Below are 14,543 nucleotides of genomic sequence, written 5' to 3' on the forward strand. Positions count from 1 at the left end.
CGGTCCAGCGCCGGGGACATCAAACCGTCCAGTTCTCAACCACCAGCCCCGGCACATCAGCAAAGTCCTTTGTGTTACCGGTGATCACCGTCAGCCCTAGCGATAAGGCGTGAGCCGCGATAAGGCGGTCATAGCTTGCGCGCTTGAACGGGATCTTGGCATAGGCTTGCGCCGCGTTCTCATCGAAAGCCAGGACTGGCACCTCTTCGATCAAAGCCTGCAGCCTATCGATGGTCGGCGGCTTGCCTTGCACAGAGCCACGCATGACCTCTGCAAAAGCGATGGACGAAATGACGAAATCACCCTCGTCATGCTCCGCCATGCGCTGACGCACAGATTCGCCGGCTGCTAAAGCAACAGCGATGACGACATTGCTGTCGAGCATAAATTTCATTCTTCAGGCATGTGCTTCGCACGCCACTCAGGATCGTCCCATAGCAGCGGCCGCTCTTCAAAGACTCGATCTTCCGGCTTGATGAACTGCAAACCCGAACCGGCTGCACAACCCCAAACCTTATCGATGTTGAACTTTCGCTTCGCCTTAGTCTTCGGACGAAGAATGAGATCGCCGTCCTTCTCTTCAATGACCCATTCGCGATCAGGCTCAACGCCAAGCGCCGCCGGAACGCGGATCGCGACCGAGTTTCCTGACTTGAAGCTCTTGGCAGTATGCTCAACGCCCATCGCGGCCTCCGTATATACGTCATGTATATACCTCCTTGGCGCCTACCCGCAACCAGCAACCTATCCAAACCGGATCGTCGGCCCCAGCACCGCTGCAAACGCCAAGCTCACCGCCAAGCCGATTACAAACACCACCCAACTGCGCTCCACCAGGAACATGCCAGCCCGCCCATCGTCGCGCGTTGCAAAGCCGATCGAGATCAGGCCGGCCTTGCCGCCGAAGCTTGCCGCGGTAGCCGACGCCAGCGTGATGAACAGGCCGACCGGATTGGGCAGGCTCGCCAGAACCGCCGCCAGACACAGCACGATGTAAAAGCCGTGAGCGATCGTCTGGCGCGCGGCGCGAGAGCCCGGCCCCTGCCCGATCATGCTGTTGAGCGTCTTGATCCCGGTCCGCACCAGGTGGACATAGGCGACCAGCCCGAACAGCGCGAAACCCGCACGCCACGCCAGCGGATTGGGCAATGGCCCCAGCCCGCCATCCGCATCCGGTCCAAGATCGCCGATTCCCGACACGCCCGAAAACAGGAAATACCCCGCCGCGCTAAACAGCAGGCTGATCCACACGTACCAAGCGACCAGCCGGGCAAGGTCGCTTCGCAGCATGTAGCGCCAGACCATGAACGCGACGCCACCCAGCACCGCATCGACCGCCATGCCTGCCACAGCCACCAGCCGCCGCGCCGTATCACCATTGCTTTGGCATTCGACATAGAACGCGCCAAGATCGGTCAGCTTGCCGCCCGTCGCGAGACAGGTCGCGGCATGCCCGCCAATTTCGTGAACCATCGTCAGCAGCGGCATCAACAACAGAGCGATGCCTGCCACCGTTACCTTGTCGATTGAAAGCCGTGCCGCCATGTTGCCCCCGTATCCGTCCCGATCAGAGACATGGACGTAAGCAGCCAGTCGCGCAACGAAGACTACGCGCGTTCCGGATTAAAGGCGTCAATCCTCGGCGTAGGCGGCTTCAATGACGAGCCGCGCATCATCCCATTCAGGCACCGCATCCACCTTCATCGGCACCATGAAGCGCTTGCCATCGGGCTTGCGGATCTCGAGCACGTCGCCCGCACCGAAATTGTCGATGGCGATGCATTCGCCCAGCGGCTCTCCCGTTGTCGAGACAGCAGGAAGCCCAAGGATGTCGGCGTGATAATACTCGCCCTCGCCCAAAGGCGGCAGGGTCGAACGCGGTACGGTCAGCGCCGTCCCGCGCAGCTTTTCGGCCGCAGTGCGATCGGTGACTTCGGCAAAGCGCGCGATTGCGCCGCCCTTGCCGTCATCGCGCATGTTCATCACGGTCAGCGTGGAATCGCAGAAGGCGCGGTATCGCTTGAGCGACGCCACGCCTTCTCCGAACAGCTTGAGGCGGACGTCCCCCGTCACCCCGTGCGCGCCAGTGATGGCGGCGAGCGTGACGGGCTTGTCCGACAAGATCAGGCTTCCGTCTGCTCTTCAGCAGCGGCTTCAGCAGCAAGCGCTTCTTCAGCGGCAGCTTCTTCGGCAACCGGTGCAGCGGCAGCAGCAGCAGCAGCTTCAGCGGCTTCGGCTTCCTTCTTGGCGCGGTCTTCAGCGCGGGCCTTGGCCTTCTTGCCGGGTTCGCCAGCAGTCGGGTTGTTGGTAGCCTTGCGCTCCTTGATCCCGGCCTTGTCGAGCATGCGCGCGACGCGATCGGTCGGCTGGGCGCCAACGCCAAGCCAGTAGTTCACGCGGTCTTCGACCAGACGGACGCGGTTTTCGTCGTCCTTGGCGAGCAGCGGATTGTAGGTGCCGACCTGCTCCAGGTACTTACCGTCGCGCGGGGCGCGGCTGTTGGAGACGACGACCTTGTAATACGGGCGCTTCTTCGAGCCACCACGCGAAAGACGAAGAGAAACAGACATTTGATCAACCTTTCAGCGAAATTCTAACTTTACGAAAATTCAGATAATTTAACGTTTCTTGAGCAGGTCACCCAGGTTCGACGGCAGACCGCCCGAACCCAGACCCGGCAAGCCGCCGCCACCCATTCCACCAAGACCGCCCGGCCCCATCTGCTGGTCGAGGCCCGGCATAGCGGCACCCATGCCGCCCTTGCCGAACAGCGCGCCCAGACCCTTGAGGCCACCCATCTTCTTGATCTGCTTCATGGCCTTGGCCATTTCCTGATGCATCTTCAGAAGCTTGTTGACGTCCTGCACTTGCGTGCCGGAACCCTTGGCGACGCGGATCTTGCGCTTGGCGTTGAGCAGTTCGGGCTTTTCACGCTCTTTCACGGTCATCGAACCGATGATCGCGTCCATGCGCAGCAGCACGCGATCGTCCATGCCGGACTGCGCCATTGCCGCCTTGGCCTTCTTCATGCCGGGCATCATGCCCGCCAGCGCGCCGAGCCCGCCCATGTTCTGCATCTGCCGCAACTGCGTGCGCAGGTCGTTCATATCGAACTGACCCTTGGACATCCGCGCGGCAAGCTTCTCGGCGTCTTCGACCTGGATCGTCGCGGCGGCCTTCTCGACCATCGAGACGATGTCGCCCATGCCGAGGATGCGGCCGGCCACGCGTTCGGGATGGAACGGCTCGATCGCGTCGAGCTTTTCGCCGGTGCCCGCAAACTTGATCGGCTTGCCGGTGACCGCGCGCATCGACAGCGCCGCACCGCCGCGCGCATCACCGTCCATGCGGGTCAGCACGATGCCGGTCAGATCGACCTCGCCCGAAAACGACTGCGCGACGTTGACCGCGTCCTGGCCCGTCAGCGCATCGACGACGAGCAGCGTTTCCTTCGGGACCGAGATGGCCGAAACCGCCTTCATCTCGTCCATCAGCGCCTGATCGACGTGCAGGCGGCCCGCCGTGTCGAGCATCAGCACGTCGACTGCCTGCAGCTTTGCCGCATTCAGGGCGCGCGTGGCAATCTCGACCGGCAACTGGCCGACAATGATTGGCAAGGTGGCAACGCCCACCTGCTCACCCAGCACCTTCAACTGTTCCTGCGCGGCCGGACGATTGACGTCCAGCGAGGCCATCATGACCTTCTTGCCGTGCTTCTCTTTCAGCAGCTTGGCAATCTTGGCGGTGCTGGTGGTCTTGCCCGACCCCTGCAGGCCGACCATCATGATCACGACCGGCGGCGTGGCCACCAGATCGAGTTCGGCGGTCCCGCCGCCGAGCATCTCGACCAGCGCATCGTTGACGATCTTGACGACCTGCTGGCCCGGCGTGACCGAGCGCAGCACCGACTGGCCAATGGCAAGTTCGGTTACATTATCGACAAACCGGCGAACGACCGGAAGCGCGACGTCGGCTTCGAGCAGCGCGATGCGCACTTCGCGCATGGCACCACGGACGTCGTCCTCGCTCAGCGCGCCGCGGCCACGCAGGCGATCGAAGACGCCTCCAAGCCGGTCTGAAAGACTGTCGAACACGCGAAACTTCCCATCAGCATGCCCTTGCCCGCCGGCCACATTTCGCGATAACGCGAAAAACGCCGGTGGGCGAAACCTCGCCGACCAGCGTGTGGCATCCTGAACAGGGGCCGTTGTCGAATCCGCAGGACTGGTCGCAAAACCGGCTGCAGGACGCTGCCCATAGCCGCAGGTGCCGAAATTGGCAAGGCCCGTGCGCGGATCTCCCGTGAAGCCCGACGTTTGCGGGACTTCACCACGGGATCGCAAGGTGATCTTAACCAAAATTTCAGGAGCAATGCCCTAAGGGTTTTTGCATTGGCGATCTGCCCCAGGGCAATCGCAGGGGGCATTGCGAAGGCGGACATATGGCAATCAGGCCGACTGAATACGCGAAGGGGCAAGGCTCCAAAGCGAAAGCGGACCGGGACATAATTGGTCTGTGTGTTGTCGTCGGCACGATCCTGCTGTTCGTCGCCAACGGCTCTTCGGTCATGACCGATTTCGTCAGGGGCATCGTCAAAGGCGCGCATCCCCGCGACCAGTTGCTCAGTACGGCCCTGCTTCTCAACATCGCGCTACTGCTGTTCGGATGGCGCCGGTACGCAGACCTCACGAACGAGGTCGGCCAGCGCCGCCAGGCCGAGCAGGAGGCGCACAAGCTTGCGCGCACCGATCCGCTGACCGGCTGCCTCAACCGCCGCAGCGTCAGCGAGGCGCTGCAGGAAATTATCGCCACCGCCCGCTCGACCGGGCACGAGGTGGTCGCGATGATGATCGATCTTGACAACTTCAAGCGTTCAAACGACGCGCACGGTCATCAGGCGGGCGATGCGGTGCTCTGCGAAGCAGCGCGGCGCATCCGTAGCGCCCTTCCCGAAAACTCGATAATCGCACGCCTCGGCGGCGACGAATTCGCCTGTGCCGCGATCTACGACCCCGATCATGCCGAGGCGATCGATCGGCTGGTCCAGCGCATCAACGAAGCCGTGGCAAATCCGGTCGAGATCGACGGACTGGCGCTCGAAGTGACTGCCTCGATCGGGCTTGCGTCAACCAGCGTTGCCGAGACGAGCGAGCCGTCGGATCTTGCTGCAATCCTGCTCCACCGCGCCGACCTTGCGATGTATCAGGCCAAGAAAGCAGGCCGTAACCGCTACTGCTGGTTCGAACAGAACATGGCGAGCGAGTTGCGCTATCGCAGCGAACTTGAACGCGGCATCCGCGAGGGCATCCCCGCCGGCGAATTCGTCCCGTTCTACGAAAAGCAGATCGATCTCGACACCGGCAAGCTGACCGGCTTCGAAATGCTCGCCCGCTGGCGCAGCCCACGCCACGGCCTGCTCTCGCCCGAGATCTTCATCCCGGTCGCCGAAGAGATCGGCCTGATCTCCGACCTGTCGGAAAGCCTGATCCGTCAGGCTCTGCGCGATGCCCGCGAATGGGACCCCGCGCTTACATTGTCGGTCAACATCTCGCCGATCCAGCTGCGCGATGCGTGGTTTGCGCAGAAGCTGCTCAAACTGCTGGTCGAAGCCAACTTCCCGCCCAGCCGTCTCGATATCGAAATCACCGAGTCCTGCCTGCACGAGAACATCGGTGTGGTCCGCACGTTGATCACCAGCCTCAAGAACCAGGGCATCGGCATCAGCCTCGACGATTTCGGCACCGGCTACTCGAGCCTCGCACAGCTGCGCAGCCTGCCGTTCGACCGCATCAAGATCGACCGATACTTCGTCTCGAACCTTGGCGAGAACAAGGACAGCGCGATGATCGTCGAGGCGATCACGACGCTCGGCCGCGGCATGGACCTGCCGATCACCGCCGAGGGCATCGAATCGTCCGAAGTGCTCGACGAGTTGCGCAAATACGGCTCGTTCAAGGGTCAGGGCTTCCTCTATGGCCAACCCACCGATGCGCAAAGCGTCCGCGAGATGCTGGCACAGAGCAACCAGCTGCTCGTCGCCGCACCCGAACCTGCCCAGCCCGCAGCCGCCCAGCCCGCTGACGAAGCGACAACCGGCCCGCGCAGCGCTACTGCCTGAGCGTTAACGTCCGCTCGCATTGCCTTGCCGCGTGCAAGTGCCTATGTCGCGCGCCATGCGCATACCGTTCCGCAAGATGCACGGCCTCGGCAACGATTTCGTGGTCATAGACGCCCGCGAGACGCCGGTGGCGATGTCGCCGCGCCGCGCGGCGGCGCTGGCCGACCGCCGCACCGGCGTGGGCTGCGACCAGCTCATCGTGCTTGAACCCTCCAAGGTCGCCGATGTGCGCATGCGCATCTTCAATAACGACGGAAGCGAAGTCGAAGCTTGCGGCAACGCCAGCCGCGCGGTCGGACTGCTACTCGGCGGTTCGCAGTCGATCGAAACCCTCGGTGGGGTGATCCGTGCCGAAGCCACGGCACAGGGTATCGCAGTCGACATGGGCGCACCTCGCCTGCGCTGGGACGAGATCCCGGTGGCCTATGCGATGGACACGCTCGACATGCCGGTCGGCTGGGAGGACCTCGAAAACCCGGTCGGCGTCAATGTCGGCAACCCCCACGTGATCTTCTTCGTGCCCGATTGCGACGCAGTCGATCTCGAGCGTCTCGGCCCGCTGATCGAGAACGACCCGCTGTTCCCCGATCGGATCAACGTCAACGTCGCCAGTCTCGTCGGACCCGATCATCTGGCGCTGCGCGTGTGGGAGCGCGGTGCGGGCCTCACCCTCGCCTGTGGCACCGGCGCCTGCGCCACCGCCGTCGCCGCGATCCGCCGCAAGCTGACCGGCCACACTGTCCGCGTCGATCTGCCGGGCGGCCCGCTGACCATCGACTGGCCCCAGAACGGCACGATCACGATGACCGGCCCCGCCGCGCTGAGCTTCGAAGGCTCGTTCGAGGACGCAGATTTCCCCATATGACCACCCAGGTCGTTTCCTTGGGCTGCCGCCTCAACATCGCCGAAAGCGAAGCTATAGGCGCGCTCCTGCGCGATGGCCCTCCGACGGTCGTGGTCAATTCCTGCGCAGTCACCGCCGAGGCCGTTCGCCAGTCCCGCCGCGCCGTCCGCCGCCTGCGCCGCGAGCATCCCGAAGCACGCCTGATCGTCACCGGCTGCGCCTCGACCATCGATCCGGAGTCCTTCGCGCAGATGCCCGAGGTCGATGCGATCGTGGCGAATGCGCAAAAGCTTCAAACACAAAGCTGGCTCCCCCGCGCAAGCGGGGGCTTCAGGCCGCATGAAACCACCTCAGCGCATACTCTCCTGAGACCCCCGCCTGCGCGGGGGAGCGATACGCTGGCTACCATCGCCACCACACACACCCGCGCCTTCATCCCCGTCCAGAACGGCTGCGACCACGCCTGCACCTTCTGCATCATCCCCCAAGGCCGCGGCCCCAGCCTCTCGCTCCCCATCGCGCAAGTCCTCCACGCCATCGAACGCCCCCTCGCCCAAGGCGTGCGCGAGGTCGTCCTCACCGGCGTAGACGTCACCTCATGGGGCCACGACCTCCCCAACGCCCCAAAACTCGGCACTCTGGTCGCCGCGATCCTCGACGCATTCCCCGCGCTCCCCCGCCTGCGCCTGTCCTCGCTCGATGGCGTCGAGATCGACGCGGTGCTGCTCGACCTGATCACGGGCGAACCGCGCATCATGCCGCACATCCACCTCTCGCTCCAATCGGGCGACGACATGATCCTCAAGCGGATGAAGCGCCGTCACACCCGCGCACAGGCCATCGCGCTGGTCGAGCACATGAAGGCCCGCCGCCCCGAAATCGCGATCGGCGCAGACCTGATCGCAGGCTTCCCCACCGAAACGCCCGCGATGCACGCCAACAATATGGCGGTCGTGCGAGAGGCCCACGTCGTCCACGGCCACATCTTCCCCTACTCCCCCCGCCCCGGCACGCCCGCCGCGCGGATGCCGCAAGTCCCACCGCCGCTGGTCAAGGCCCGCGCCGCCGAACTTCGCGCCACTGTGGCCGAACAGCGCACCCGATGGCTGCAATCGCTCATCGGCCAACCGGCGCAGGTGCTTGCCGAGCGCGACGGAACCGGCCATGCGGGCCACTTCGCCAGCTACCGCACGCCTGCGGGGACCAGGCCGGGCAGCATCGTGACCTGCACGCCCAAACAAATCATCGAAGGAATACTGGAGTGAGCGCCGAGCCCGAAACCACCAGCTGGTCCGATCGCCTGCTCGGCGGCTTCGGCAAGACGTCGGAGCGCCTGGCCGAAAACCTCGGCAGCATCGTCGGTGCCAACCGCCTGACCGATGCCCAGCTCGACGATGTCGAGGATGCGCTGATCCTCTCGGACCTCGGCCCGCGCGCGGCTGCCCGCATTCGCGACAAGCTGAAATCGGTCCGCTTCGAAAACGGCGTGGACGAACAGGCGGTCAAGGAAGCGATGGCCGATGAAATCGCCGCGATCCTGCGCCGCGTCGCCAAGCCGCTCGAAATCGTGGCCTTCCCGCGCCCGCAGGTGATTCTCGTGATCGGGGTCAACGGCTCGGGCAAAACCACAACCATCGCCAAGCTTGCACATCTGTTTCAGGAACAGGACTACGGCGTCATGCTCGCAGCGGGCGATACCTTCCGCGCTGCCGCGATCGGCCAGCTCAAGGTCTGGGCCGATCGCCTGAGCATTCCCGTGGTCACCGGCCCCGAGGGGGGCGACCCCGCCTCTATCGTGTTCGATGCGGTCAAGGCCGCCACCGATACCGGCATCGACACGCTGATCGTCGACACCGCCGGACGCCTCCACAACAAGCGCGAACTGATGGACGAACTGGCCAAGGTCCGCCGCGTGCTCGGACGTCTCAATCCCGAAGCGCCGCACGATGTCGTGCTGGTGCTCGATGCCACCAACGGTCAGAACGCACTCCAGCAGATCGAAATTTTCAAGGAAGTGGCGGGCGTGACCGGCCTGATCATGACCAAGCTGGATGGCACCGCACGTGGCGGCGTGCTGGTAGCCGCCGCCGAGCAATATGGCCTGCCGATCCACGCCATCGGCGTCGGCGAGAAGATCGACGACTTGCGTCCATTCGACCCCGACCTCGTCGCCCGGGTCATCGCGGGAGTTTACCGGTGAGCACAAACGAACAGCCCGCGTCCAAGAAGCCCAAGTCCTCGTGGCTCAACCTGGTCATCGACTACGGCCCGCTGCTGGTGTTCTTCATCGCCTACCGCATGTTCAAGCCTTTCGGCGGCGAAGCGGGTCTGGCCGAAGTCGTCGCCGTCACAAAGGGCACAATCGCGTTCATGATCGCGACGGTCGTGGCGCTGATCGCGTCGAAATGGCGGCTCGGCAAGGTCTCGCCGATGCTGTGGCTGTCGACCGTGCTGATCCTCGGCTTCGGCACGCTGACCGTGCTGTTGGGCGACCCCTTCTGGATTCAGGTCAAGCCCACTGCGATCTACCTACTGTTCGCCGCCGTCCTGTTCGCAGGTCTCGCACGCGGCAAACCGATGCTGCGCACCCTGCTCGAAGCCGCATTCGAGGGCCTCGACCACGCCGGGTGGATCAAGCTGTCGCGCAACTGGGCGTTCTTCTTCCTGTTCCTGGCCGCACTTAACGAAGTGCTTCGCTACTTCTTCAACGCTGCCAACGGCAATTTCGAGATCTGGTTGCAGGCCAAGCTGTGGGGTGTCACCACGCTCTCGTTCCTGTTCACTTTCGCACAGATCCCGATGCTGATGCGCCACGGCCTTGCCGGTGAAGCAGAGACCGAAGTCGAGACGAACCCACCGCACGACTGAACTGCTCGACCCAGTATCTGCAACCATCTTCCCCCCTCCCTTGAGGGAGGGGCCGAGGGTGGGTGTACGACAGCCGCCGATGCTAGCCGCTTCTCAGGCACTCAGGCGCTGCCCGACGAGCCGCCCTCCGCCCCCGATCCCCGCGCGTTTTCGTGTGACATTTGCATCACTACGCTTAATATGCGGGCCAAGCGTCGGAGGTTTGGCTAACCCACCCACCGACAACAAGCATTCCAATAGGGGGAATCAACATGGCCAAATTCTTCGGCAATCTACACCTCGTCCTTGTGGTCGGGCTCATCGCTGCAATTGCAGTGATGATCGGTTACGGCGATTCCGTACCGGTCACTGTCAACGCCGCTTTCCGCTGGCTGCACGTATTCTTCGGCATCCTGTGGATCGGCCTGCTCTATTACCTGAACTTCGTGCAGGTCCCCACGATGCCCAAGATCCCGGCCGAGCAGAAGGGCGCGATCACCGGGCACATCGCTCCGAAGGTGTTCTTCTTCTTCCGCTGGGCCGCACTTCTGACCGTCGTCACCGGCCTGGTGATTGCTGTTGTGTCGGGCTATGCCCACCAAGCGATGACCTTCTCGGGCGAAGGCGCGGTCAACCTGATCGGCCTCGGCATGTGGCTCGCGCTGATCATGGCGTTCAATGTGTGGTTCATCATCTGGCCTGCCCAGAAGAAGATCCTCGGCATCGTCGAAGCGTCGGCTGAGGAAAAGGCCGCCGCTGCACCGCGCGCGCTGATTGCCAGCCGCACCAACGCGCTGCTTTCGCTGCCGATGCTCTATTGCATGGTCAGCGCCAACCTCGGCTGATCTGACGCAACTTCTCGCCAATAGGGGCGCGACATCGTGGGATGTCGCGCCCCTTTTGCGTTGCGGGATATTAATACGCGTTCATGCGTTGCCCGAACAACCCGATAAACCCGGGCTATTCAACGGGAGTAACCCATTTCATGCGTAAGTTCACCCTTCTGGCTGCTGCCGCAGCCACCGCCCTTTCGCTTTCGGCTTGTTCGGAAAAGACCCAGGACGCCGCCGAAACCACCGCAGAATCGGCAGGCAACGACGTCGCCAATGCAGCCGACAACGCCGCTGCTGCGACTGACGAGCTCGGCGACAAGGCCGCCAACGCGGTAGACAATGCAGCCGCCAAGACTGACGAAATGGCCGACAAGGCCGCAGCCGGTGCCAAGAACGCCGCATCCGACGCCAAGAACGAGGCTGCCAAGGCCGAAGCCAGCCTGCACAACGAATCCGTCTCCGAAGCCAAGGCTGACTGATCTTTTACCCGGAGCGGTTTTGCCGCTCCGGGTTTTCAGTCCGCAAGCAGCGCCGCGATGCGCTCCAGCAGGACCTGAGGAATATAGGGCTTGCCCAGAATAGGGCGGTCCGAGAACACACCGTCGACCGCGCCATATCCGGTGGCAATCACGAACGGCACACCACGTGCGGCAAGCGCCAGCGCTACTGGTTCGCTCGATTCGCCATGCAAATTCCAGTCGAGCACTGCGACGTCGAACATATCCTGCTCGATCATGCTGACCGCCTCGCTGACCCGCCCGACCGGCCCGATCGGAATGGCACCCTCATCCTCGAGAATATCGCACAGCATGGCAGCGACGATAAACTCGTCTTCGACCACCAGGATTCTCTTTCCGCCGATCATTGCATGCCCCCTGTCAGTGGCAATGCGATACGGCAGCACAATCCGTCCGGATCGTACGTCAGGTCTACCTTCCCGCTTAGCTGGCGTGGCACAGCTTCGTTGATCAGCCGAAACCCGAAGCCCTTGCGTGTCGGCGCCCGCACAACAGGACCGCCACTCTCGCGCCAAGTGATCGACACGACATCGCCTGTTGCATTCAGCGACCAGTCGATCGCCACCTGCCCCTTGTTATCCGACAGCGCGCCGTACTTCATCGCGTTGGTCGCCAGTTCGTGCAGGACCATAACCAGTGACACCGTCGCATTGGCGGGCATTACTACGTCTGGCCCGCTGACCGAAACGCGCAAATCGCCATCAGCGCAGATGAGAATACCGTGCCGGACGATCTCGGCCATCAATGTGCCGGTCCAGTTCGCCCGGCTCAGTGCATCGTGCGCACCAGAGACCGCGCTCAACCGCTGGTTGAACGTCCTGACGGGTCCACTGACCTCGTTCGCACCGCGAAACGTCTGGAAAGCCATTGCCTGCACCACCATGAGCGTGTTCTTGACCCGGTGGTTCAGCTCACCCACAAGAAGCTCGAGCTGCTCTTCCAGCTGTTTGCGCTCGGTAATGTCGATCCCGGTCGATTGTCCCACCAACCACTTGCCATGCTCGTCGAACTCGAGCGCATGGTTGTTCCACAGGATCCAGCGTGTGCCGCTGGCCTTTTCAAAGCGATTTTCAATGGTCACTTCGGGATGTTCGGGGGTCAACCGATCAAGCTCGGACTTGACGTGCAAATGGTCCTCGCCGGTAACGAACTCCCACAGACTTTTGCCTGTCAGATCGTCCGGCTCAAGCCCGAGCGATCGGGAGTAGGCACGGTTGACGAACAGGATCGTCCCGTCCGCGCGATAGCGGCAGACCATCTCCAACTGCGCGTCGAGAATTTCCCGAAGGAGCGCCCTATCCGCCATCGCCTGCCAATTGCCCCTTTTCCGGATAGCTAGCGCATCCAGGTAGAATTCCAAACATCGCAATGGCAAATTGCGGCGAGCCGAGTGCAGCCGCTATGCTCGCGCCGTCAGATCCGCAACTGGCTGCCCAGTTCGACCACGCGGTTGGTCGGCAGACGGAAGAATTCCATCGCGCTGGCGGCATTGCGCAGCATCCATGCGAACAGCTTTTCGCGCCACAGCGCCATGCCCGGCTTGTCCGAAGCGATCAGCGTCTGGCGTGACAGGAAGAAGCTGGTCTTCATCATGTTGAACGGCTCGCCGCACATGTTCACGCCGAGCAGCGTCTTGGGCACGTCGGTCTCCTCCAGAAACCCGAACCGCAGCGTCAACCGGTAGAACCCGTTGCCGAAATCCTTGACCGAATAGCGCTCACCCTGATCGACATAGGGCACGTCCTCGATCGACACCGTCAGGATCACCACGCGCTCGTGCAGCACCTTGTTGTGCTTGATGTTATGGAGCAGCGCCGATGGCACGCCGGCCGCAGTCGAGGCCATGAAGATCGCCGTCCCCGGCACCCGCGCAGCGCTCGAATGCGCGGACTTGGTGAACACCTCAAGCGGGATCGTCCCCTCGGCCATGTTCTCGCGCATCAGCGCGCGCCCGCGCGACCATGTTGTCAGCAGCGTGAAGATCGCCACGCCCATCACCAGCGGCACCCAGCCACCGTCCGGGATCTTGGTCAGGTTCGCGCCAAGGTACGCCGTGTCGATCGCGAAGAACACCGCCAGCATCGCGATCGCGCTGTACTTGTTCCAGTTCCACAACTTGAACAGCACCACCGCCAGCAGGAAGTTGTCGATCAGCATCGCGCCTGTCACCGCGATACCGTAGGCCGCGGTCAGGTTCGACGAGCGCTGGAATACCAGCACCAGAACGATCACCGCGATCATCAGCGCCCAGTTGATGACCGGGATGTAGATCTGCCCCGCCGCCGTCGACGTATGCTTGATCGTCATGCGCGGGATAAAGCCAAGCTGGATCGCCTGCTGCGTCACCGAAAATGCGCCCGAGATCACCGCCTGCGAGGCGATCACGGCGGCTGCCGAAGCAATGATCAGCAACGGCCACTGGAACCACTGCGGCGCAAGGAAATAGAACGGGCTCTCCAGCGCCGCCGGATTGCGGATCAGCAGCGATGCCTGCCCCAGGTAGTTCAGCACCAGCGCCGGCAACACGAAAGCCAGCCAAGAAATACGGATCGGATTGCGCCCGAAGTGCCCCATGTCGGCATAGAGCGCCTCGGCACCGGTCACTGCCAGCACGGCAGCACCCATCGCCAGGAACCCGCGGAACGGGTCGGAAATGAACATGCTGACCGCGTAATGCGGGCTCAGCGCGACCACGACTTGCGGGTATTCGAAAATACTCACCATCCCCAGCACCGCGATCGTCGCGAAATAGACCAGCATGATCGGGCCGAAGAACGCCGCGACCTTCTCCGTGCCACGGCTCTGGATGAAGAACAGGCCGATCAGGATCGCCACCACCATCGGCACGATGAACCGGTGCATGCTCGGCTGATACACCGCCACACCTTCGAGCGCGCCCATCACCGACACCGCCGGCGTGATCATCGAATCGCCATAGAACAGCGCCGTCGCAAACACGCCGAGCAGGATGATCCCCTTGCCCCAGCGCTTGCCGTCGGTGTGCTGATTGATCAGCGCCAGCAACGCCAGACTTCCGCCCTCGCCCTTGTTGTCGGCGCGCATGATCACCGAGACGTACTTGAACGTCACGATGATCATCATCGACCAGAACATCAGGCTGATGATGCCGTAGATATGCAGCAGGTCGAGCGGCAGCTTGTGATGCCCCGCGAACGTATCGCGCAAGGCGTAGAGCGGGCTGGTGCCGATATCGCCGAAAACCACGCCGATCGCACCGACCGCCAGCTTCATCACCGGGCCGCGCGCGTGCCCGCCGTGCCCCTGATCGCCATGCCCGTGCCCCCCAGGCGCGGCACCTTGCGTATTCGGCACAATCGCCCCGTTCACGGCATCACTCATGCAAACGCTGCCCCTGGCCATAA

At 63.0% G+C, this 14,543-nt stretch carries 16 protein-coding genes; 7 read left to right on the forward strand and 9 right to left on the reverse strand.

Annotated elements, in window-relative coordinates:
• Positions 1-19: 19 nt before the first annotated feature.
• The 6 genes from GGQ88_RS00810 to ffh form a co-directional block, all read right to left on the reverse strand.
• A complete protein-coding gene (locus tag GGQ88_RS00810; protein ID WP_183611133.1) occupies positions 20-394 on the reverse strand; it encodes a type II toxin-antitoxin system VapC family toxin in 375 nt (124 codons plus the stop codon).
• Positions 391-684 carry an AbrB/MazE/SpoVT family DNA-binding domain-containing protein gene (locus GGQ88_RS00815; protein ID WP_183611134.1) on the reverse strand — a complete coding sequence of 98 codons (294 nt, stop codon included), beginning with the start codon at positions 682-684 and terminating at the stop codon, positions 391-393. The genes GGQ88_RS00810 and GGQ88_RS00815 overlap by 4 nt, the downstream gene beginning before the upstream one ends.
• A 60-nt stretch (positions 685-744) precedes the next feature.
• Positions 745-1,545, reverse strand: a complete 801-nt coding sequence (locus GGQ88_RS00820; RefSeq protein ID WP_183611135.1) for a hypothetical protein — start codon at positions 1,543-1,545, stop codon at positions 745-747.
• An 87-nt stretch (positions 1,546-1,632) separates the two neighbouring features.
• On the reverse strand, positions 1,633-2,124 hold the full coding sequence (gene rimM, locus GGQ88_RS00825) for a ribosome maturation factor RimM (protein WP_183611903.1): 492 nt from the start codon (positions 2,122-2,124) through the stop codon (positions 1,633-1,635).
• Entirely contained in the window at positions 2,124-2,570 is a 447-nt protein-coding gene (rpsP, locus tag GGQ88_RS00830) for a 30S ribosomal protein S16 (protein ID WP_183611136.1), read from the reverse strand. Before rpsP ends, rimM begins: the two co-directional genes overlap by 1 nt.
• Before the next feature lie 48 nt (positions 2,571-2,618).
• Positions 2,619-4,094, reverse strand: coding sequence for a signal recognition particle protein (gene ffh, locus GGQ88_RS00835; RefSeq protein WP_183611137.1), 1,476 nt, complete (start codon positions 4,092-4,094; stop codon positions 2,619-2,621).
• A 347-nt stretch (positions 4,095-4,441) separates the two neighbouring features.
• Here ffh and GGQ88_RS00840 point away from each other — a divergent pair, with 347 nt between their 5' ends.
• The 7 genes from GGQ88_RS00840 (at position 4,442) to GGQ88_RS00870 (ending at position 11,121) form a co-directional block, all read left to right on the forward strand.
• Complete coding sequence (locus tag GGQ88_RS00840; protein ID WP_183611138.1) at positions 4,442-6,118, forward strand: putative bifunctional diguanylate cyclase/phosphodiesterase; 1,677 nt, start codon at positions 4,442-4,444, stop codon at positions 6,116-6,118.
• Between the two features lie 55 nt (positions 6,119-6,173).
• Entirely contained in the window at positions 6,174-6,983 is an 810-nt protein-coding gene (gene dapF, locus GGQ88_RS00845) for a diaminopimelate epimerase (RefSeq protein ID WP_183611139.1), read from the forward strand.
• Entirely contained in the window at positions 6,980-8,227 is a 1,248-nt protein-coding gene (mtaB, locus tag GGQ88_RS00850; protein ID WP_183611140.1) for a tRNA (N(6)-L-threonylcarbamoyladenosine(37)-C(2))-methylthiotransferase MtaB, read from the forward strand. Before dapF ends, mtaB begins: the two co-directional genes overlap by 4 nt.
• Positions 8,224-9,162, forward strand: coding sequence for a signal recognition particle-docking protein FtsY (gene ftsY, locus GGQ88_RS00855; protein WP_183611141.1), 939 nt, complete (start codon positions 8,224-8,226; stop codon positions 9,160-9,162). Before mtaB ends, ftsY begins: the two co-directional genes overlap by 4 nt.
• Positions 9,159-9,830, forward strand: a complete 672-nt coding sequence (locus tag GGQ88_RS00860) for a septation protein IspZ (protein WP_183611142.1) — start codon at positions 9,159-9,161, stop codon at positions 9,828-9,830. The genes ftsY and GGQ88_RS00860 overlap by 4 nt, the downstream gene beginning before the upstream one ends.
• Positions 9,831-10,081: 251 nt before the next feature.
• The gene (locus GGQ88_RS00865; RefSeq protein WP_183611143.1) at positions 10,082-10,654 is read left to right on the forward strand and encodes a urate hydroxylase PuuD; all 573 of its coding nucleotides are present in this window, start codon (positions 10,082-10,084) and stop codon (positions 10,652-10,654) included.
• A gap of 140 nt (positions 10,655-10,794) precedes the next feature.
• Positions 10,795-11,121 (forward strand): hypothetical protein, encoded by a 327-nt coding sequence (locus tag GGQ88_RS00870; protein WP_183611144.1) that lies wholly within the window; start codon positions 10,795-10,797, stop codon positions 11,119-11,121.
• Positions 11,122-11,156: 35 nt separating this feature from the next.
• Here GGQ88_RS00870 and GGQ88_RS00875 read toward each other — a convergent pair whose 3' ends face one another.
• From GGQ88_RS00875 to GGQ88_RS00885, 3 genes are all read right to left on the reverse strand, one after another.
• Complete coding sequence (locus tag GGQ88_RS00875) at positions 11,157-11,507, reverse strand: response regulator (RefSeq protein WP_183611145.1); 351 nt, start codon at positions 11,505-11,507, stop codon at positions 11,157-11,159.
• A complete protein-coding gene (locus GGQ88_RS00880) occupies positions 11,504-12,466 on the reverse strand; it encodes a sensor histidine kinase (protein ID WP_183611146.1) in 963 nt (320 codons plus the stop codon). The genes GGQ88_RS00875 and GGQ88_RS00880 overlap by 4 nt, the downstream gene beginning before the upstream one ends.
• A 107-nt stretch (positions 12,467-12,573) precedes the next feature.
• Positions 12,574-14,520 carry a potassium transporter Kup gene (locus GGQ88_RS00885; protein ID WP_183611147.1) on the reverse strand — a complete coding sequence of 649 codons (1,947 nt, stop codon included), beginning with the start codon at positions 14,518-14,520 and terminating at the stop codon, positions 12,574-12,576.
• Between the last annotated feature and the right edge of the window lie 23 nt (positions 14,521-14,543).

This window comes from Novosphingobium hassiacum (assembly GCF_014196055.1).
Taxonomy (GTDB): Bacteria; Pseudomonadota; Alphaproteobacteria; order Sphingomonadales; family Sphingomonadaceae; genus Novosphingobium; species Novosphingobium hassiacum.